The sequence below is a fragment of the Mycolicibacterium psychrotolerans genome (genome assembly GCF_010729305.1).
Classification (GTDB): domain Bacteria; phylum Actinomycetota; class Actinomycetes; order Mycobacteriales; family Mycobacteriaceae; genus Mycobacterium; species Mycobacterium psychrotolerans.
Window position 1 is genome coordinate 4,717,375 of the sequence record NZ_AP022574.1, and the last position, 20,193, is coordinate 4,737,567.

Below are 20,193 nucleotides of genomic sequence, written 5' to 3' on the forward strand. Positions count from 1 at the left end.
CATCAGCGGCCCCGCGACCGCCCCGGCTTGCGGGCCACCTTGCCCGCGGCGGCGCGGGCGGCCTGCTTGGCGAGGGTCTTCTCGCGGGCGGTGCGTTTCGGTGGTGGCGGGGTCTGCCCCCGCGACGATGCGGGGCGGCGGCCGCGCACGATGCCGATGAAGTCCTCGACGAGCGCCGGCTGCGGACCCTCCGGAACCGCTAAAGCCACCGGACAGGGCGGCGCGTCGGCGATCGGCCGGTAGGTGACGTCTTTGCGGTGGTACAGCCGTGCCAGCGACTGCGGCACGATCAGCATTCCGACGCCGGTGGCCACCAATTCGACTGCGTCGCCGGTGGTTTCGGGCCGGTGATCGACCGGGGCGCCGGGAGCGTCAGCCCAGTCGACGACATCGTCGCGGGGTAGCAGCCGCGGCTCGCCGTCGAGGTCGGCCACGGTGATCTCATCGGCGGCGGTGAGGACGTGGTCGGCGGGCACGACGGCCACCGTGGTCTCCTCGTAGAGCGGGATGACCGCCAACCCGGTCGTGTCGGCCGGCAGCCGGAGCACCGCGGCATCGACGGCGCCGTCGCGCACAGCGGCGGCCGCGTCCGCTGCGGCGACGGTGCGCAACTGCAGCGGAATCTGCGGGTGACGCTGCGACCAGTTGCGGGCCCACTTCGCGGGTGTCACCCCGGGGACGTAACCGACGGTGAGCGAGGGCGCGTTCACTGCATCAGGCTATCGATAAGCTCTGCCCATGAGCAGGCCGAACGCGCAGTCCATGAAACCCGCCACGGCGGCGAAGAAGCTGGACGTCTACCTGCCCGCGACGCCGGCGGACTTCCAGCAGAACCCGATCACCCGCGAGGAACTCGCCGCGCTGCAGGCCGAACCGCCGCAGTGGCTGCAGGACCTCCGCAAGAACGGGCCGCACCCGAAGAACCTGGTGGCCGCCAAGCTCGGCGTCTCGATTGCGGGCCTGGCCCGCGGCGGCATCACCGAGGCGTTGACCACCGAGCAGATCACCGCGCTGCTCGAGGAGAAGCCCGACTGGCTGGTCGCCGAACGCGAGAGCTACCAGAACGTGCTGCGCGAGGAGCGCCGCCTCAAGGCGCTGCGCGCCGACCAGTCTCGTGACGACTGATCGGCGACAGCGGCCTCGTCACAACATGCAGCTGACGCAACCTTCCACTTCGGTGCCCTCCAAAGCCATTTGGCGCAGCCGGATGTAGTACAGCGTCTTGATGCCCTTGCGCCACGCGTAGATCTGCGCCTTGTTGACATCGCGCGTGGTCGCGGTGTCCTTGAAGAACAGCGTCAGGCTCAGCCCCTGGTCCACGTGCTGGGTGGCCGCGGCGTAGGTGTCGATGATCTTCTCGTAGCCGATCTCGTACGCGTCCTGGTAGTACTCCAGGTTGTCGTTGGTCAGGAACGGCGCCGGGTAGTAGACGCGGCCGATCTTGCCTTCCTTGCGGATCTCGATCTTGCTCGCCACCGGGTGGATCGAGCTGGTCGAGTGGTTGATGTAGCTGATCGACCCCGTCGGCGGCACCGCCTGCAGGTTCTGGTTGTAGATGCCGTGCTCGCGCACCGACTCCTTCAACCGCTTCCAGTCGTCCTGGTTCGGGATCCGGATGCCCGCGTCGGAGAACAGTTGGCGCACCTTGTCGGTCTTGGGCTCCCACACCTGCTCGGTGTACTTGTCGAAGAACTCCCCCGATGCGTACTTCGAGCGCTCGAACCCGCCGAACTTCGAGCCGCGTTCGATCGCAATGCGATTCGACGCGCGCAACGCGTGGTAGAGCACCGTGTAGAAGTAGATGTTGGTGAAGTCGACGCCTTCTTCGGAGCCGTAGAAGATGCGCTCGCGGGCCAGGTAGCCGTGCAGGTTCATCTGTCCGAGCCCGATCGCGTGGGACTCGTTGTTGCCCTGCTCGATCGAGGGCACCGACCAGATGTGCGTCTGGTCGCTCACCGCGGTCAGAGCGCGGATGGCCACCTCGATGGTCTGCGCGAAGTCCGGTGAGTCCATCGTCTTGGCGATGTTCAGCGAGCCGAGGTTGCACGAGATGTCCTTGCCCACCCTGGCGTAGCTCAGGTCCTCGTTGAACAGCGAGGGGGTCGACACCTGCAGGATCTCCGAGCACAGGTTGCTGTGGGTGATCTTGCCCTCGATCGGGTTGGCCCGGTTCACCGTGTCCTCGTACATGATGTACGGGTAACCGGACTCGAACTGCAGCTCGGCCAGCGTCTGGAAGAACTCGCGCGCCTTGATCTTCGTCTTACGGATCCGCGCGTCGTCGACCATCTCGTAGTACTTCTCGGTCACCGAGATGTCGGCGAACGGCACCCCGTAGACGCGTTCGACGTCATACGGCGAGAACAGGTACATGTCCTCGTTCTTCTTGGCCAGCTCGAACGTGATGTCCGGGATCACCACACCGAGGCTCAGCGTCTTGATGCGGATCTTCTCGTCGGCGTTCTCGCGCTTGGTGTCGAGGAACCGGTAGATGTCGGGGTGGTGCGCGTGCAGGTACACCGCGCCGGCACCCTGACGCGCGCCGAGCTGGTTGGCGTAGGAGAACGAGTCCTCGAGCAGCTTCATGATCGGGATGACGCCGGAGCTCTGGTTCTCGATGTTCTTGATCGGCGCGCCGTGCTCGCGAATGTTGCTCAGCAGCAGGGCGACTCCGCCACCACGCTTGGACAGCTGCAGTGCCGAGTTGATCGAGCGTCCGATCGACTCCATGTTGTCCTCGATGCGCAGCAAGAAGCACGACACCGGCTCACCGCGCTGCTTCTTGCCCGAGTTGAGGAACGTCGGGGTGGCCGGCTGGAAGCGGCCGTCCATGATCTCGTCGACGAGCTTCTCGGCCAGCGTCGTGTCGCCGGAGGCCAGCGTGAGCGCCACCATCACCACACGGTCCTCGAAGCGCTCCAGGTAGCGCTTCCCGTCGAACGTCTTGAGCGTGTAGGAGGTGTAGTACTTGAACGCACCGAGGAAGGTCGGGAACCGAAACTTCTTGGCGTACGCGCGATCGAGCAGCGTCTTGACGAAATTGCGCGAGTACTGGTCGAGCACCTCGCGCTCGTAGTAGTTCTTCTGGATCAGGTAGTCGAGCTTCTCGTCCTGATTGTGGAAGAACACGGTGTTCTGATTGACGTGCTGCAGAAAGTACTCCCGTGCCGCCTGCACGTCCTTGTCGAACTGGATCTTGCCGTCCGCGTCGTACAGATTGAGCATCGCGTTGAGGGCGTGGTAGTCCATCTCGCCCGGGAGCGCGTGCGCGCCTGTGGTTAGCGGTTCTGCAGTGACGGTTGGTGGCACGTCTGGTCCTTCCGGGATTGGGCCCAAAAATCGGTGAGGCCCGCGCGGACGGCGAAGACGTCGTCCGTGGTGCCCATCAGTTCGAAGCGGTACAGGAACGGGACGCCGCACTTGCGGGAGACGACGACTCCCGCGTAGCCGAATTCGGCGCCGAAGTTCGTGTTGCCCGCGGCGATGACGCCGCGGATCAACGACCGGTTGTGTTCGTTGTTCAGGAAAGCGATGACCTGCTTGGGCACGTAACCCCCACGGTCCGGATCGGGTCCGTTGGCGTGCCCGCCCCCATAGGTGGGCAGGATCAGCACATAGGGTTCGTCAACCTCGATGCGGCCGTGCAGCGGGATGCGGGTCGCGGGCAGCTCCAGCTTCTCGACGAAGCGGTGCGTGTTCTCCGACACGCTGGAGAAGTAGACGATCGAGCCCACCGTCAGTCCCCTGCCTCTACTCCCGCTCCGCCGACGTCTCAGGCCGTCGCGGCGACCGCGCCGCCGAGTGCCTTGATCCGGTCCGGACGGAAGCCGGACCAGTGGTCGTTGCCGGCCACCACGACGGGTGCCTGCAGGTAGCCCAGGGCCATCACGAAGTCACGCGCCTCGGTGTCCAGGCTGATGTCGACGACGTCGTAGGCGATGCCCTGCTTGTCGAGCGCCTTGTACGTCGCGTTGCACTGCACGCAGGCCGGCTTGGTGTACACGATGACGGGTGACTGGGACATCTGGCGCGGGCTCCTCTGCGAAGACGGGCGAAGGGAAGGACTGGCAACTGCTCGGTTGGTGCGCGTCACTATGGTTCAGCGGCCCGAAGGCCTCCGAAATTCCGGGCCGACCGAGCCGCACCACCGACTGACGGTGACCCGACGTTGCCGGAATTCCTGGCTCCGGCCGACCCCTACATCTTGGGGGTCCGTCGGTGTTCGAAACACTACACCTGGTGTCCGACAATCAGAAGGGATACAAGATGTTCTGAATGACATTTTTGGAATTCCCAGGTCGTAAGCCCCGCGCCCGGCATCGCATCGGCGTGTCGCACGTCACAACGACGAGTGTCGGGCCTACCGGGAATGGTGTACCACCACCCACCGACACCACCGGGCCGACCAGCCCGCTCCCGCACACCGGTCAGCAAACGAAATCGCCCGGCTCTGCCTGTCAGCAAAGCCGGGCGAGCGCGTGAGGAGCAGGTCAGCCGATTTCGGCGACCAACTTGCCGACGATGTCGCGCAGCTTGGCCGCGACGTCGGCGCTCTCGCGCGGATGCTTTCCGTCGAGCGACTGTGTCGGCAGCGACAGCTCGAGGTCCTCGACGACCCGGGGACCGGCGATGCCGAACGATTTGCGTGTCTCGTCGTGCGCCCACACTCCGCCGTACTGCCCGAGCGCGGCGCCGACGACGGCCAGGGGCTTGTCCTTGAGCGCGCCGTTACCGTACGGCCGGGACAGCCAGTCGATGGCGTTCTTCAGCACACCGGGGATGCTCCCGTTGTACTCCGGGGTGACGACCAGCGCCGCGTCGGCGCGGGCCGCCGCGTCGCGCAGCGCCACCACCACCTCGGGGACGGAGTCGTTGTCGACGTCCTCGTTGTAGAAGGGCAAGTCCCCCAACCGGTCGAAGCGCTCGACGGTCACCCCGGGGGGTGCCGTCTCGGCCGCCAACTCGGCGAGCTGACGGTTCACCGACGCCGCCCGCAGACTTCCCACCAGAACCAATACCGTGCTGTCTGCCACTTCGTTCCCTTCCATCGCCGTGGTCGATACTCGCAGAGTTGAACCGGACCGCAGTCCGATTTATTCCGGCTGAGTTAAAGTTGCCAGGTGAGCGTCTTCGACGGCCTGCCGACGTTGTCCGTCAGCGAGCCCGGCCCCCCGGAGCGGGGAGACGCTGCGCGGAACCGGGCCCTGCTTCTGGACGCGGCTCGCCGGCTGGTCTCCGAACACGGTGCCGAGGCGGTCACCACCGATGACATCGCGGCCGCCGCGGGCGTCGGGAAGGGCACACTGTTCCGCCGGTTCGGCAGCCGAGCCGGGCTGATGATCGTCCTACTCGACGAAGACGAGAAGGCTCTACAGCAGGCGTTCCTGTTCGGGCCGCCGCCGCTGGGACCCGGCGCTGCGCCGGCCGACCGGCTGCGCGCGTACGGCCGGGAACGGCTCGCCTTCGTCGACACCCACCATGCGCTGCTGTCCGACGTGGGCCGAGATCCGCAGATGCGGTTCAACGCCCCGATGATGCTGCACCACAGCCACGTCCGGATGCTGCTGGAAAATGCGCACACGACCGGCGACCTGGATGCGCAGACCACCGCGCTGCTGGCCCTGCTCGACGCCGACTATGTCCGCCATGAGACCACCGAACGCGGCCGCACGCTCGGCGACCTCGGCGACGCGTGGGACACCCTGGTCGGCAAAATCTGCGGGACATGAGCGCGCCGGCCCAGTGGATCCTGCACGTCGATCTGGACCAGTTCCTGGCGTCGGTCGAACTGCGGCGCCGGCCCGACCTGGTCGGAGCGCCCGTCATCGTCGGCGGTCGCGGCGACCCCACCGAAGCCCGCAAAGTCGTGAACTGCGCCTCCTACGAGGCCCGCGCATTCGGCGTCCATGCCGGGATGCCGTTGCGGGTGGCGGCTCGCCGGTGTCCGGATGCCACCTTCCTGCCGTCGGATCCCGACGCCTACGACGCCGCCTCGCAGCAGGTGATGCAGGCGCTGCGCGATTTCGGCCATCCCGTCGAGGTCTGGGGCTGGGACGAGGCGTACGTGGGAGCCGGTCCGACCGAGGACCCGTTCGATCTGGCGCGCCGCATCCAACAGACCGTCGCCGCGCAGACCGGTCTGACCTGCTCGGTCGGCATCAGCGACAACAAGCAGCGCGCCAAGGTCGCGACCGGATTCGGCAAGCCGGCCGGCATCGCGGCGCTGACGGACGACAACTGGATGGCCACGATGGGCGACCGGCCCGTCGACGCGCTGTGGGGGATCGGTCCCAAGACCGCGAAAAAGCTGTCCGCCATGGGCATCTCGACCGTCGCCGACCTCGCCGCCACCGACGCGTCGGCGCTCACCGCCGCGTTCGGACCGACCACCGGGCTGTGGATCCTGCTGCTGGCCAAGGGCGGCGGCGACACCACGGTCAGCGCGGCGCCGTGGGTCCCGCGATCGCGCAGCCATGTCGTCACGTTCCCCGAGGATCTGACCGATCGCGCCGACATGGCCGCAGCGGTCACCGATCTCGCGCGCCGCACGCTGAGCGAGATCGTCGACGAGCATCGCGTGGTGACCCGCGTGGCGGTCACGGTGCGCACCGCCACCTTCTTCACCCGCACCAAGATCCGCACGCTGCCGGCGCCGGGCACCGATCCCGAGACCGTCGTCGGCACCGCGCTCGATCTCCTCGGCGAGTTCGATCTGACCCGGCCGGTGCGACTGCTCGGGGTCCGGCTGGAACTGGCGATGACCGAGCGCCCCGTGGCCGCTGTCGGTACCGAGGGCTAGCGTCGGCCCCGATGCTGCAGACAGTCGCGGTCCGCGGGTACCGCTCGCTCCGGGATCTCGTGCTGCCCCTGCGCCGACTGACCGTCATCACCGGCGCCAACGGCACCGGCAAGTCCTCGCTGTACCGTGCGCTGCGCCTGCTCGCCGACTGTGGTCGCGGTGAGGTGATCGGGTCCTTCGCCCGCGAGGGCGGCGTCGAGTCCGCGCTGTGGGCGGGGCCCGAACAGCTCGCTGGCGCGCGCCGCACCGGGACCGCCCAGGGCGGCCCGCGCACCCGTCCGGTCTCCATCGAATTGGGCTATGCCGCAGATGATTTCGGCTACCTCGTCGACTTCGGACTGCCTCAGGCCATCGAGACCGCGTTCGCCCGCGATCCCGAGGTCAAACGGGAACTGATCTTCGCCGGGCCGGTGGCCCGTCCGACCACCACCCTGGTGCGCCGGGTGCGGGGACTGGTCGAGGTGGCCTCCGACGGCAGCCGCGGGTTCGACGAGCTGTCACGCAACCTGCCCGCGCATCGCAGTGTGCTCGCCGACTGGGCCGGGGCCGCACCGGAATTGGTGATGGTGCGAGAGCGGCTGCGCGACTGGCGCTTCTACGACGGCTTCCGCGCCGACGCGCACGCTCCGGCGCGCCGACCGCACGTCGGTACCCGGACGCCGGTGCTCGCCGACGACGGCGCCGACCTGGCCGCCGCGGTGCAGACGATCCTGGAGACCGGGACCGAGGATCTGCACCGCGCGGTGGCCACGGCGTTCGACGGCGCCTCGGTCACGGTGTCGGTCACCGACGGCCTGTTCGATCTGAACCTGCACCAGCGTGGCATGCTCCGCCCGCTGCGCAGCGCCGAGATCTCCGACGGCACATTGCGATTCCTGCTGTGGACGGCCGCACTGCTGAGCCCGCAACCGCCGTCGCTGATGGTGCTCAACGAGCCGGAGACCTCGCTGCATCCCGATCTGCTTCCTCCGCTGGCCGATCTCATCACCGCGGCCGCCGCCGTGACCCAGGTCGTGGTGGTCACCCATTCGGCGGCACTGCGTGAGCGGCTCGGCGCCACGCCGATCGGATCCGACGGCGACGCGTGGGAGCTCGAGCTCGTCAAGGACTGGGGCGAGACTCAGGTGTGCGGCCAGGGGCTGCTGACCACTCCCCCGTGGGACTGGGGGAAGCGGTGATCCTCAGTTCCCCCGCGGATGCGGCCGCAGCGCGCGGGTGAAGACGACGTTCACCCGCTCCATCGCCATCGCGTAGGGCCGCCAGAACGTGCGCTTGGCGAAGTAGAGCGCACGGATGTCGACGGAGGTGTACACGAGGAAGTTGTTGCGCACCACGCCGCGCAGGATCTTGTCCGCAGCGGTCTCCGGCGACACCGCGTGCCCGCCGAAGCGATCCGTCCACCACTGCACGCGCGGATCCTCGCGGTTCACCCCGGCGATGTGAACCGATTGCACCAGTGGCGTTTTCACCGCACCGGGCACCACCACCGACACGCCGATGTCGTGCCGGGCCAGGTCGAAACGCAGGACTTCGGACAGCCCGCGCAGGCCGTATTTGCTCGCCGAGTAGGCGGCATGCCAGGGCAGCGCCACCAGGCCGGCCGCTGACGACACGTTGACCAGGTGGCCACCGCGCCCGGCGGCCACCATCGGCGGCAGGAACGTCTCGATGACGTGGATCGGGCCCATCAGGTTGACGTCGATCATCGACTTCCAGTGGTGATGGGTGAGCTGATCGACGGTGCCCCACGTCGAGATCCCCGCGATGTTCATGACCACGTCCATCGCCCCGTGCCGGGTGTGGATGTCGGCGGCGAATCCGGCGACCGCGTCGTAGTCGGTGATGTCGAGTGCACGGTGCGCCGGCACCGCGGCCCCCAGCGCCCGCGCGTCGGCCACAGTGGCCGACAGCCCCTCGGCGTCACGGTCGGTCAGGTACAACTCGGCGCCCTGGACCGCCAGCTTCAGTGCCGTCGCGCGTCCGATCCCACTCGCCGCACCGGTGAGGAAACACCGCTTGTCGGCAAACCCGTCGCGGAATCCCTGCGCCATGGCACGGACACTACCGGCCGTCGACGGCGCCCATCGCGCTCACTCGCCGCGCAGGTCCGCGCCGCCCCAGAGTCCGTACAGCCACAGCCGCTCGGCGATCTCGGTGGCCCGGGCCGGGTCGACCCCGCGGCCCACGAACGCGCTGTCACGCGCCAGCGTCATCGACGTGACCGCGGTGAGGCTGCGGACCAGTGCCGGCAGGTCGTCGGAGATGGGGCGCGCGCCCTCGTCCTGCCCGACCAACCCCACGATCTTGTTGACGACGGTGTCCTGGAAGTCGTCCATGATCTCGCGGATCTGCGCGTCGGTGCTGCGCGCCAGATTGCAGGCGCCCATGATCGGGTCGTTGGTGGCGAACACCGCGGCGGCGTATCCCACCATCCGGGTGGCGAACGCCGACGGCGACTCCCCGGCCTCGCGCGGGGCGAAATCGTGGGTGAGCTGGTCGAGTTCGGCCATCGCCTCGGCGACGATCACCGCGAGCACCGCGTACTTGGAATCGAAGTAAAAGTAGAAGCCCGATCGCGCCACGCCCGCGCGCTCGCTGATCGTGCTCACCGACAGGTCGGCGAAGGAGCGCTCCTGCAGCAGTTCGCGCACCGCCGTGATGATGGCGTCCCGCTGCCGATCGCCGCGGCTGCGCCGGGGATCGCTGCTGGCGGGATCGGCGGTCATGGCAGTCAACCTTGGCATCGCGGCGCGCGTGACACAAACTCCGCGAAACTTGACAGCCGTCAAGTGTCTCGACCAGGATGGTCTCCAGTGACATCGACCACAGTCACCCTCAGTCAGGAGTGTGAAGATGCCGACGATCAGCGCTACCGACTACTGGCTTGACCAGGCCAAACGGCGGCTCAAGCCCACACCGGTGACCATCCCCGGCATGGGTGTGGTGGAGAAGCGCCTGAAGAACACCGAGTGGGACCAGTTCTTGTTCGCCGAGCCGCCGGCGGGCAGCGGGCTCAAGGCGATCAAGGGTGACGCCGGGTTGCCGGTGATCGGGCACATGATCGAGACGTTCCGCGGCGGTCCCGACTTCATCCTCGAGCAGTACCGCAAGCACGGGCCCATCTACTACTCGCAGTCGCCCGCGCTGTCGGCGGTGATGGCGCTCGGCCCCGACGCCACCCAGGCCGTCTTCACCAACCGGAACAAGGACTTCTCCCAGCGCGCCTGGGACCCCATCATCGGCCCGTTCTTCGACGGCGGCCTGATGCTGCTCGACTTCGACGAGCACCTGTTCCACCGTCGCATCATGCAGGAGGCGTTCACGCGCACCCGGCTGTCCGGTTATGTGCCGCACGTCGATTCGGTCGCGACCCGCGTGCTCGCCAACGACTGGGTGCCCAACGACCCGCGATTCCTCTTCTATCCGGCGATCAAGGAACTGACCCTCGACATCGCCTCCGAGGTGTTCATGGGGCACCCGGCGGGGACCGACCGTGAACTGGTGACCACCATCAACCAGGCGTTCACCACGACGACGCGGGCGGGCAACGCCATCGTCCGCAAGCCGGTGCCCCCGCTGACCTGGTGGCGCGGCATCAAGGCCCGCGAGACGCTGGAGCAGTACTTCCGCAGCCGGATCGGAGAGAAGCGCCGCTCGGAGAGCACCGACATGTTCAGCGTGCTGTGCCACTCGCAGGACGAGGAGGGCCGTAGCTTCACCGACGACCAGATCGTCAGCCACATGATCTTCCTGATGATGGCCGCACACGACACCTCGACCTCCACGATGACGACGATGGCCTACCACCTGGCGGCCAATCCGCAGTGGCAGGACCGACTGCGCGAGGAGTCGGAGCGGATCGGCGACGGGCCGCTCGACATCGAGGCACTGGAGAAGCTCGAGACCTACGACCTTGTGGTGAACGAGTCGTTGCGGATGATGACCCCGCTGCCGTTCAACTTCCGCCAGACCGTGCGGGACACCGAGCTGCTCGGCTACTACATCCCCGCCGACACCGCGGTGGTGACATGGCCGTCGATCAACCACCGGCTGCCCGAACTGTGGACCGATCCGGAGAAGTTCGACCCGGAACGCTTCGCCGAGCCGCGCAACGAACACAAGAAGCACCGCTACGCGTTCGCGCCGTTCGGCGGCGGCGCACACAAGTGCATCGGCATGGTGTTCGGCCAGCTGGAGATCAAGACGGTCATGCACCGGCTGCTGCGCCGCTACCGGCTCGAGCTGCCGAAGGCAGGCTACACGCCGCGCTACGACTACGGCGGGATGCCGGTGCCGCTGGACGGCATGCCGATTGTGTTGCGCCCCTTGGCCTGAGCTCCGGCCGTCAGGCCAGCAGGCGGTTCGCGCAGGCGACCACCGCCCGTAGCGCCGACTGAACCGGGTCGTCCGACCACCCCAGCGCCCACTCGGCGCGCCCGGACCCGGTACCGCGCAGGAACGTTGCGGTCTGCGCGCCGGCACGCAGTTGGTGGAACGCCGTCACCTCGACGGCGACCCCGCGTTCGTGAAGCATCGCGGTCAGTGCTGCCACGGGCCCGCACGCGGCGGCACGCGCGGTGCCGATGCAGTCCCCGAGCGCCAGCGTCGCCTGATAGGTACGGGCCTGCGGGCCAAGCCGGCCCGAGGGACGTTCGCCGTCTGCGCACGACCACTGTCCGAGGCGCACGGGCCCGGTGTGCGGCGCGTACTCGCCGACGAACGCGTCGAACGTCTTCGTCTCGGCGTCCTCGCGCAACGGACGAGGCACCCGGCCGTCCACGCACGCAGCGAACGACGACTGGGGTGACGTGGCGATCAAGGAGTTCATGGGTGCCGGCCTCGGGAGGAAGGAAAGTGACCGACGATGGAGCAACGACCCACAGCGAGGGGTCGGTCTGGATCAGACCCCGCTGCGGGTTGCTACTACGAGTCGCCTCGGCACGTCGGTGATCGTAGCCCCGCGCTGATCGGCGTGGCAACCGGGTTATAGCGCAGAGTCTGCGAGATCGCCACGTTCTGCGGCTCGGCGAAAGCACAGCGACTGCAGGGGCATACGGCCGCCGCAGACACCGGCAAGGCCATCCGCGACGCGAAGTCGCGGTACCGCAAACGAAAATACGAGCGTATGGGCCCTCGGGTGATGCCGAACGTCGGCAGATCGAAAACTCCAGGTCACGTGGTCGGCGGGACCATGCACGGGACTTTCCGCACCCTCACCGGCTATCAGCGAAGAGGTTTGCCTTCAGCCGGGATGGCTAGTTCTTTGCCCGGCAGCGACCACCGCTGCCCATACAGGAGGGTAGACATGCGAAAGACTCTGGCCATCGGCACCACCACGCTGGCATTGATGTTCGGCGGCGCCGGAGTGGCGCACGCCACCGAGATCGCCGCGCCCGCGTCGACCACGACGGTCGCGCAGGAGGCCACGCAGGACGACGGCGACGACACCGGTCTGTGGGGCCTGGCAGGTCTCCTCGGCCTCATCGGGCTGGCCGGCCTGAAGCGCCGCAAGGACGTCGATCACCCGACGGCACGCACCACCGGCACGGTGAATCCGCCGCGCGTCTGATCACCCCGCACGTCCAGCCCCGCCAGCGCGCCAGCCTGGCGGGGCTCGGCGTCCGACGGCGCGTCGCTGCCGATCCGGTCCCCGGTTGGCACAATGAGCCCGGTGTCGTGGTCGCAGACGGTGCTGCTCGTCGCGGCCGGCATCCTCGGGGGCCTGACCGGAAGCATCGCGGGGCTGGCCTCGGTGGCGACCTACCCGGCTCTTCTCGTCGTGGGCCTGCCGCCCGTGACCGCCAACGTCAGCAACACCGTCGCCCTGGTGTTCAACGGCGTCGGGTCGGTGTGGGGCTCGCGGCCGGAACTGGCGGGACAAGGGCGTCGGCTCGCCCGGATCGCGCCGTTCGCGGTGCTCGGCGGAGTGGCAGGCGCGGCGCTGCTGCTGTCCACCCCGGCCGAGGGTTTCGAGAGGGCCGTGCCGTTACTGCTGGGCGTGGCGGCCGTGGCGATCCTGCTGCCGGTGCGGGCGCGGGCGGACGCCGAGCACGGCCGCAGACGCGAGCTCTTCGGTCTGCTGGCCGAGACGGCCGCGATCGCGGCGATCTGTGTCTACGGCGGCTATTTCGGAGCGGCCGCGGGTGTTCTGTTGCTGGCGTTGCTGTTGCGTTCGGGCACAACGAGTTTGGCACACGCCAACGCGACCAAGAACGTCGTGCTCGGCGCCTCCAACAGCAGCGCCGCCGTGGTGTTCGCGATCGTCGCGCCGGTGCAATGGGCCGCGGTCGCGGCGCTCGGCATCGGATGCCTGCTCGGGTCCCGGCTGGGACCCGTTGTGGTGCGCCACGCGCCCGCGGGACCGATGCGGGCGGCGATCGGGCTGGCCGGTCTGGCGCTGGCGATCAAGCTGGGGTGGGACACCTACCGCTGACGCTCACACAAACACGTTGTCGCCGTGAGCAACCCGCGTTCCGAGCTCGATCAGGTTCTCCGCCGAGGCGTGCAGCCGCTCTCCGGCCTCCGCGCTGGCCTGCCCCGCCAGGTAACGCGACCAGGTCCCCTCGATCACGATGCCGAGCTTGAAGCAGGCCATCGCCACATACCAGTCCAGCCGGTCGGTGGATCGCCCCCCGGCATCGCGATAGGCCGTGAGCAACTCTGCCCTGGTGGGCAACCCACCGAGGGCGGCCAGCGCGGCGCCGGCATCGATCGGGTTCGGTCCGTCGGGCCAGCACACCAGCATCCAGCCCAGATCGAGCAAGGGGTCGCCGATGGTGCACATCTCCCAGTCGATGAACGCCGCCAGCTCCGGGACATCGCGGCGCAGCAGCACGTTGTTGAGGTGGCAGTCGCCGTGCATGATGGCCGGGTCCGCGTCCGGCGGGCGATGGGCCTCGAGCCACTCGGCGAGACCGGCGACCGACGGGAACGACTCCGGCGCGTAGCGGTCATGTCGGTAGCTCTCGAGTAGGCGCATGAACTGCGGAACCTGCCGCGCGAGAAAGGAACCCGGGCGCTTGAGCTTCGCCAGCGCGCTACCCTCCCACGGCACCGTGCTCAGTGCGGCGAGGCTCGCCGCGTAGGAGAGCCCGACGTCGTGGCGCATCCCCGGGTCGTGAACGTACGCGTCATCGATCTCGGTGCCCGGGTTGAAACCGTCGATGGCCTCCATCAGATAGAAGACGACACCGAGGACGTCGAGATCCTCGCAGCCGGCGATCAACTCGGGGTGCGGAACCGGGGAGCCTGCGAGGGTCGTCAGCACCGCGATCTCGCGGCGCATCGTGTTGTCACTGGTGGGTCGGGGATGCTCGGGCGGGCGTCGCAGCACCATCGGCCGGCCGTCGACCGACAACCGCACCACGATGTTCTGCGACCCGCCGGTGAGCGGAGTGACATCGGAGACGGTCGATCCGAGCCCGATCCGGCGGATCCAGGACTGCAACGCGTCGGTCTCGGCGTCGGTCAGCATCACCTCGACTGGCATGACCGCCATAGTGTCAGGTGAGGTGAGCGCCGACGCACGGATTCTCTGCTCGAACGACGGGCACGATCAGTCGAGGATGCGGCGCGCCACGTTGGTGGTGACGAGGTCGAGCAGTTCGTCCGAGCGCCCGGCGAGGATGGTGCGGATCGCATAGAGGGAGAAGCCCTTGGCCTGCTCGGCGGTGATGGCAGGCGGTATGGACAATTCCTGGCGCGCGGTCACGACGTCGACGACGGCCGGTCCGTCGACGGCGAACGCGTCGGCGAGGGCCTGCTCCAGGTCCGCGGGCTGTTCGACGCGCCGTCCGAAGATCCCCATCGCCCGAGCCACACTCGCGAAGTCCGGGTTGACCAGATCGGTGCCGTAGTTGACGATCCCGGCGGCCTTCATCTCGAGTTCGACGAAGTTCAGCGAGGAATTGTTGAACACGACGAGCTTGACCGGCAGCCGGTTCTGGATCAGCGTGATGAGCTCGCCGAACAGCATCGCCAACCCGCCGTCACCCGCGAGTGCCACCACCTGCCTGCCCTGCGCCGCGGTCTGTGCGCCGATCGCGTGCGGCAGCGCGCACGCCATGGTGCCGTGGTTGAACGAACCGATCAGGCGCCGTCGGCCGTTCATGCGAAGGTATCGCGCCGCCCACACCACCGGGGATCCGACGTCGACGGTGAACACCGCGTCATCGGCGGCCAGCTGATTGATCAGTCCCGCAACGTATTCCGGCCTGATCGGGGTGCGGTCGCGATCGTTGACGGCGAGCTCGTCGAGCGTCTTGCGGGTCCTGCGGTAGTGCCGCAGCGACCTCTCCAGATGGGCGGTGTCGCTCTTGGGCCGCAGCAGGGATCTCAGCGGCGCCACGGTGTCTGCCACCGTGCCGACCAGACCGAGATCCAGCGGGGCGCGCCGGCCGAGGTGGCGACCGCGGACGTCGACCTGGATCACCCGCGCATGGTCGGGAAAGAACTGCTGATACGGGAAGTCGGTTCCCAGCATCAGCAGCGTGTCGCATTCCTTGATCGCCTTGTATCCCGACGCGAAACCGAGCAGTCCCGTCATCCCGACGTCGAACGGGTTGTCGTACTCGATGTACTCCTTACCCCGCAACGCGTGCACGACAGGCGCTTTCAAGACGTCGGCGAGCGCGACGAGTTCGTCGTGCGCACCGGCGACTCCCGCACCGGCCAGGATGGTGACGGCCTGCGACGCGTCGAGGATGGCCGCGGCCTGTCGCAGCGACTCGTCGTCCGGGCGGGTCACCGCCCGGGCGGCGCGCACCGGTCGGGACTGCCATGCCGTCGCAGCGGCCTTCTGCAGGAAGATCTCACCGGGAATGACCACGACGGCCACGCCGCGCTCCTCGACCGCCGCCCGCATGGCCATGTGCAGGATTCGCGGCAGCATCTCAGGGGTGCTCACCAGTTCGCAGTAGACACTGCAGTCCCGGAACAGCTCCTGCGGATGGGTCTCCTGGAAGTACTCCGACCCGATCTCGGCGCGCGGGATGTGTGCGGCGATCGCGAGCACCGGCACCCTGCTGCGCTGCGCATCGAACAGGCCGTTGATCAGGTGCAGATTGCCCGGACCGCAGCTGCCGGCGCACACCGCCAGCTCTCCGGTCAGCGCCGCGTCGGCCGCCGCGGCGAAGGCGGCGGTCTCCTCGTGTCGTACGTGCTCCCAGGACAACTCGCCGGAGCGCCGCAGCGCGTCGGTGAAACCGTTGAGGCTGTCGCCGGGCAGCCCGTAGACGCGCCGGACCCCGCTGGTGTGCAGTGCGGTGATGACGTGATCAGCGACGGTAGCCACACCACGACCCTAGTGATGTCGGCGTGGTCGTCGCTTCTCGGAGACCGGCAACCGCGCCGACATCACACTCACTTGGGGGCGAAACGCTGGCCCGCGTCCAGCCGCAGGCACTGCCCGTTGAGCATGGGGTTCTCGACGATCGCGACGGCGAGCTTGGCGTACGCCTCGGGCTTGCCGAGGCGCTTGGGGAACGCGGCGTCCTTGGTCAGCACGGCGGCGAACTCGTCGGGGATACCCTCGGTCAGGCCGGTGGCGAACAGGCTGGGCGCGATCGCGAGCGCCCGGATACCGAGACTGCCCAGATCGCGTGCCATCGTCAGGCACATGCCGGCGATGGCGGCCTTGGACGCGGCGTAGGCCACCTGTCCGATCTGTCCTTCGAAGGCGGCGATCGAGGCGGTGTTGATGATGACCCCGCGCTCCTCGGCCTCGTCGTCGACGGGCTCGTTCTTCGACATGTGCCAGGCGGCGAGGCGGCTGATGTTGAAGGTGCCGATGAGGTTCAGGTCGATGCTCTTGCGGAACGACTCCAGGCTGTGCGGGCCGTCCTTCTTCACGGTGCGCTCGGCGAGCCCGCCGCCTGCGGTCGTCACGGCGATGTGCAGGCCGCCGAGACCTTGAACGGCCTGATCGAGAACCGCTTCGGTGCCGTCGAAGTCGGTCACGTCGACGGCGTGGAAGGTGCCACCGATCTGGTCGGCCACCTCGGCGCCGTTGGACTGCGGACGGTCCAGCACCGCCACGCTCGCGCCCCGCTTGGCCAGCGCCTCGGCCGTGGCGCGGCCGAATCCGGACGCGCCTCCGACGATGACGGCCTTCTTGCCCTCGATCTCCATCTGGTTCCCTTTCCGTCGACCAACGTTGCATTCTGTGGTCAATCTGTAAAGCAACCTAGCGGATGACACGAATCGGTAAGGGTTTCGGGTTCGCTGCGCCGGTAGTTTGGCGCCATGACCACGCTGGGTGCCCGGGCTGCGGGCGGTGTCGCCGCCGCCGCCGTCGCCGTGGGTGTGGCGCAGTTGGTCGGCGCGGCGTTCGGTCCGCAGGCCGACGTGCGGACGGCCGTCGGCTCCGCGGTGATCCAATTGACGCCCGGGCCGGTCAAGGAATGGGCCATCCAGACCTTCGGCACCGCAGACAAGATGGTGCTCTCGATCGCGGTGCTGCTCGTCGTCGCCGCGCTGGCCGCCCTCGCGGGAATTCTGGAGGGTCCGCGGCGCCCGCTTGGCAGCGCGATGATCGTCGCGGCAGGGGCCGTCGGCTGCGCCGCGGTGTTGTCGCGGGCCGGCGCCACCGCCGTCGACGTCATCCCCACGCTGGCAGGCGTCGTATGCGGGGTCGCCGCGCTGCGGTTGCTGATCTCGCGCCGGTTGCGGGATCGCGATTCCATCGACTCCCCCGACGCGGGCCGGCGCCGTTCGCTGGTCACCTTGGGACTGCTGGCGGCAGGCGCGGTCAGCGGCGTGGCCGGTGTGGTGATCACCCGGCTGGCGTCCTCTGTCTCCGGCGACCGCAGCGCGTTCGCGCTCCCCCGCGTCGCCCGGCCCGCGGCGGCGATACCGGACGCGGTGCAGCCGAAAGACGTTGCGTTGCCGTCGTTCGTGACCGCCAACGAGGACTTCTACCGCATCGACACCGCACTGAGCGTCCCCCAGCTCAGCCGCGAGGCCTGGCAGTTGCGGATCCACGGCATGGTCGATCGCGAGGTGAACCTGCGCTTCGCCGACCTGGATCGCTTCGACGTCGTCGAACGCGTGGTCACGCTGACGTGCGTCTCCAACCCCGTTGGCGGCGAGCTCATCTCGAATGCGGTGTGGACCGGCTACCGCGTCGCGGATCTGCTGGCCGAGGCGGGGGTCGATGCCGGCGCCGACATGGTGCTGTCGACCTCCGTCGACGGCTGGACCGCAGGCACCCCGGTCGAGGCACTCACCTCCGGCGACGCCCTGCTGGCGATCGGCATGAACGGCCAGCCCCTGCCGATCGAGCACGGCTACCCGGCCCGCTTGGTGGTGCCGGGTCTGTACGGCTACGTGTCGGCCACCAAGTGGGTCGTCGACCTCGAGCTCACCCGATTCGACCGTGCCGAGGCGTACTGGACCAAGCTGGGCTGGGCGCCGCGCGGTCCGATCAAGACCGAGTCGCGCATCGACGTCCCGCGCGCCGGCCAGGACGTACCCGTCGGCCCCGTCACGTTCGGCGGGGTGGCCTGGGCCCAGAACCGGGGCGTGCGCACCGTCGAGGTGCAGATCGACGACGGGGACTGGCAGCAGGCCACTCTCGGCGCCTCCTACTCGAACGACACCTGGCGGCTGTGGAGCTTCGACTGGGAGGCGGCCGGTCCGGGCTTCCACAAGATCACGGTCCGGGCCACCGACAACACCGGCTACACCCAGACCCCCGATCGTGCCGACCCCGTCCCCGACGGCGCGACGGGCTGGCACTCCATCACGTTCAAGGTCACGTGAGTCGGCTGTCGGTGGCCCGTGCCAGTCTGACGACGTGCTCCTGGTAGACGTCGCCCGCGCGTCGGCGGACGTGGCCGCGTCGTCGTCGCGGCTGGCGAAGACGGCCCGCCTCGGCGAACTGCTGCGCCACGCGGCCGCCGAGGACGCCGACGCGGTGGCCGTCGTGGTGTCCTGGCTCTCGGGCGAGCTGACCCAGCGACAGATCGGGGTGGGCTGGGCCGCACTGCGTTCGCTGCCCGCACCCGCCCTGGAACCTCGGCTCACCGTCGACGAGGTGGAGGCGCTGTTCACCGAGATCGGGACGACCGCCGGGAAGGGGTCGCAGGCCCGCCGCGCCGACCTGCTGGGCCGGCTGTTCGCCGCGGCCACCGACGTCGAGCAGACGTTCCTGCGCAAGCTGCTCGGCGGGGAACTCCGGCAGGGAGCGCTCGTCGGGGTGATGGCCGACGCGGTCGCCGCCGCCGCAGGTCTGCCGGCCGCCGGGGTGCGGCGGGCGGCCATGCTCGGCGGTGATCTGCCCGCGGTGGCCGCCGCGGCGATGACAGGCGGGCAGGAGGCGCTCGAGCAGTTCACGCTGCGTGTCGGCAAGCCCGTCGGCCCGATGCTCGCCCAGACGGCCACCGGCGTCGGCGATGCTTTGCAGCGACTCGGCGGCGCCGCCGTCTTCGAGGCCAAGCTGGACGGCGCGCGCGTGCAGATCCACCGCGCCGGGGAGTCGGTGTCCATCTTCACCCGCAGCCTCGACGATGTGACCGCGCGACTGCCCGAGGTCGTCGACGCGACGCTGGCACTCCCGGTCGACGCCCTGATCGCCGACGCCGAGGCGATCGCGCTCAAACCCGATGGGCGCCCGCACCGGTTCCAGGTCACCGCGTCGCGGTTCGGCCGCCGCGGCGGCGCCGGTCCGGGCGACCAGCGGCTGTCGGTGTTCTTCTTCGATCTGCTCCACGTCGACGGCGCCGACCTCCTCGACCGTCCGGCACACGAGCGCAGCGCGGCGCTGGCGGCGATCGTGCCCGGCCACCAGCGCGTCGACCGGCTGGTCACCTCCGACCCCGACGAGGCCCAGCGCTTCCTCGACGCCACACTCGCGGCGGGCCACGAAGGGGTGATGGCGAAATCGGCCGACGCCCCGTACGAGGCGGGGCGCCGCGGCGCGGGCTGGCTGAAGGTCAAGCCGGTGCACACCCTCGACCTGGTGGTGCTGGCCGTCGAGTGGGGTTCGGGCCGGCGCACCGGCAAGCTGTCGAACATCCATCTCGGTGCGCGCGACCCCGCGACCGGCGACTGGCAGATGCTCGGCAAGACGTTCAAGGGTATGACCGACGAGATGCTGGACTGGCAGACGCAGCGGTTCCTCGAGCTGGCCGACGGAGCGGCGCCAGCCGCGACATCAGGCACAAGTCCGACCGACGGGTACGTGGTGCGGGTACGTCCCGAGCAGGTCGTCGAGATCGCCTACGACGGAATCCAGACCTCGACGCGCTACCCCGCCGGCATGGCCCTGCGTTTCGCCCGGGTGCTGCGCTACCGGGACGACAAGACAGCCGCCGAAGCCGACACCGTCGACACCGTGCGCGCCCACTACGACCGGTCCACCTGAGTCTGGAAACGGGGGTTCCGCACCGGGACCG

20 protein-coding genes are annotated in these 20,193 nt (G+C 68.8%); 9 read left to right on the forward strand and 11 right to left on the reverse strand.

The genetic code is table 11. The annotated features are described in order from the left end of the window. Positions 1-2 precede the first annotated feature (2 nt). Positions 3-710: a LysR family transcriptional regulator substrate-binding protein gene (locus G6N45_RS22955; RefSeq protein WP_163725159.1), complete on the reverse strand. Its 708-nt coding sequence runs from the start codon at positions 708-710 to the stop codon at positions 3-5. Between the two features lie 28 nt (positions 711-738). Here G6N45_RS22955 and G6N45_RS22960 point away from each other — a divergent pair, with 28 nt between their 5' ends. Next, positions 739-1,125, forward strand: a complete 387-nt coding sequence (locus tag G6N45_RS22960; RefSeq protein ID WP_163725162.1) for a DUF5997 family protein — start codon at positions 739-741, stop codon at positions 1,123-1,125. Between the two features lie 18 nt (positions 1,126-1,143). Here the strand turns inward: G6N45_RS22960 and nrdE are convergent, their stop codons facing one another. The 4 genes from nrdE to G6N45_RS22980 form a co-directional block, all read right to left on the reverse strand. Next, entirely contained in the window at positions 1,144-3,309 is a 2,166-nt protein-coding gene (gene nrdE / locus G6N45_RS22965) for a class 1b ribonucleoside-diphosphate reductase subunit alpha (RefSeq protein ID WP_163725165.1), read from the reverse strand. Beyond that, complete coding sequence (gene nrdI / locus G6N45_RS22970) at positions 3,279-3,734, reverse strand: class Ib ribonucleoside-diphosphate reductase assembly flavoprotein NrdI (RefSeq protein ID WP_163725168.1); 456 nt, start codon at positions 3,732-3,734, stop codon at positions 3,279-3,281. Before nrdI ends, nrdE begins: the two co-directional genes overlap by 31 nt. Positions 3,735-3,772: 38 nt before the next feature. Then, entirely contained in the window at positions 3,773-4,024 is a 252-nt protein-coding gene (gene nrdH, locus G6N45_RS22975) for a glutaredoxin-like protein NrdH (protein ID WP_163725171.1), read from the reverse strand. Between the two features lie 466 nt (positions 4,025-4,490). Next, positions 4,491-5,033, reverse strand: a complete 543-nt coding sequence (locus G6N45_RS22980) for an NAD(P)H-dependent oxidoreductase (protein ID WP_179965225.1) — start codon at positions 5,031-5,033, stop codon at positions 4,491-4,493. Between the two features lie 87 nt (positions 5,034-5,120). Between G6N45_RS22980 and G6N45_RS22985 the strand changes: the two genes are divergently transcribed. From G6N45_RS22985 to G6N45_RS22995, 3 genes are read left to right on the forward strand one after another with little or no spacing between them, the layout of a single operon-like run. Next, complete coding sequence (locus G6N45_RS22985) at positions 5,121-5,729, forward strand: TetR/AcrR family transcriptional regulator (protein ID WP_246228769.1); 609 nt, start codon at positions 5,121-5,123, stop codon at positions 5,727-5,729. Then, positions 5,726-6,799 (forward strand): DNA polymerase IV, encoded by a 1,074-nt coding sequence (locus G6N45_RS22990; protein ID WP_163725177.1) that lies wholly within the window; start codon positions 5,726-5,728, stop codon positions 6,797-6,799. The genes G6N45_RS22985 and G6N45_RS22990 overlap by 4 nt, the downstream gene beginning before the upstream one ends. 11 nt (positions 6,800-6,810) lie before the next feature. Further along, on the forward strand, positions 6,811-7,977 hold the full coding sequence (locus G6N45_RS22995) for an AAA family ATPase (protein ID WP_163725181.1): 1,167 nt from the start codon (positions 6,811-6,813) through the stop codon (positions 7,975-7,977). A 3-nt stretch (positions 7,978-7,980) separates the two neighbouring features. Here G6N45_RS22995 and G6N45_RS23000 read toward each other — a convergent pair whose 3' ends face one another. Next, positions 7,981-8,850, reverse strand: coding sequence for an SDR family oxidoreductase (locus G6N45_RS23000; protein WP_163725185.1), 870 nt, complete (start codon positions 8,848-8,850; stop codon positions 7,981-7,983). 39 nt (positions 8,851-8,889) lie between these two features. Continuing rightward, positions 8,890-9,525, reverse strand: coding sequence for a TetR/AcrR family transcriptional regulator (locus G6N45_RS23005; protein WP_179965226.1), 636 nt, complete (start codon positions 9,523-9,525; stop codon positions 8,890-8,892). Between the two features lie 127 nt (positions 9,526-9,652). Between G6N45_RS23005 and G6N45_RS23010 the strand changes: the two genes are divergently transcribed. Continuing rightward, on the forward strand, positions 9,653-11,134 hold the full coding sequence (locus G6N45_RS23010; RefSeq protein ID WP_163725191.1) for a cytochrome P450: 1,482 nt from the start codon (positions 9,653-9,655) through the stop codon (positions 11,132-11,134). Between the two features lie 10 nt (positions 11,135-11,144). On the opposite strand, the gene G6N45_RS23015 is transcribed toward G6N45_RS23010, so the two are convergent. Then, positions 11,145-11,627, reverse strand: a complete 483-nt coding sequence (locus tag G6N45_RS23015) for a 2-isopropylmalate synthase (RefSeq protein ID WP_163725194.1) — start codon at positions 11,625-11,627, stop codon at positions 11,145-11,147. Between the two features lie 477 nt (positions 11,628-12,104). Here G6N45_RS23015 and G6N45_RS23020 point away from each other — a divergent pair, with 477 nt between their 5' ends. Both G6N45_RS23020 and G6N45_RS23025 read left to right on the forward strand, forming a co-directional pair. Further along, positions 12,105-12,368 carry a WGxxGxxG family protein gene (locus G6N45_RS23020; RefSeq protein WP_057147625.1) on the forward strand — a complete coding sequence of 88 codons (264 nt, stop codon included), beginning with the start codon at positions 12,105-12,107 and terminating at the stop codon, positions 12,366-12,368. Between the two features lie 93 nt (positions 12,369-12,461). After that, complete coding sequence (locus G6N45_RS23025) at positions 12,462-13,232, forward strand: sulfite exporter TauE/SafE family protein (RefSeq protein WP_179965227.1); 771 nt, start codon at positions 12,462-12,464, stop codon at positions 13,230-13,232. 3 nt (positions 13,233-13,235) lie between these two features. Here G6N45_RS23025 and G6N45_RS23030 read toward each other — a convergent pair whose 3' ends face one another. The 3 genes from G6N45_RS23030 to G6N45_RS23040 form a co-directional block, all read right to left on the reverse strand. Further along, positions 13,236-14,288: a phosphotransferase family protein gene (locus tag G6N45_RS23030; protein ID WP_163725197.1), complete on the reverse strand. Its 1,053-nt coding sequence runs from the start codon at positions 14,286-14,288 to the stop codon at positions 13,236-13,238. Between the two features lie 66 nt (positions 14,289-14,354). Continuing rightward, positions 14,355-16,091 (reverse strand): ubiquinone-dependent pyruvate dehydrogenase, encoded by a 1,737-nt coding sequence (gene poxB / locus G6N45_RS23035; protein ID WP_163725201.1) that lies wholly within the window; start codon positions 16,089-16,091, stop codon positions 14,355-14,357. Positions 16,092-16,159: 68 nt separating this feature from the next. Continuing rightward, positions 16,160-16,927 (reverse strand): SDR family NAD(P)-dependent oxidoreductase, encoded by a 768-nt coding sequence (locus tag G6N45_RS23040; protein WP_163725204.1) that lies wholly within the window; start codon positions 16,925-16,927, stop codon positions 16,160-16,162. A gap of 114 nt (positions 16,928-17,041) precedes the next feature. Here G6N45_RS23040 and G6N45_RS23045 point away from each other — a divergent pair, with 114 nt between their 5' ends. Both G6N45_RS23045 and G6N45_RS23050 read left to right on the forward strand, forming a co-directional pair. Further along, positions 17,042-18,559, forward strand: coding sequence for a molybdopterin-dependent oxidoreductase (locus G6N45_RS23045; protein ID WP_163725207.1), 1,518 nt, complete (start codon positions 17,042-17,044; stop codon positions 18,557-18,559). Between the two features lie 34 nt (positions 18,560-18,593). Continuing rightward, positions 18,594-20,162 carry an ATP-dependent DNA ligase gene (locus G6N45_RS23050; RefSeq protein ID WP_163725210.1) on the forward strand — a complete coding sequence of 523 codons (1,569 nt, stop codon included), beginning with the start codon at positions 18,594-18,596 and terminating at the stop codon, positions 20,160-20,162. The last annotated feature ends 31 nt before the right edge of the window (positions 20,163-20,193 follow it).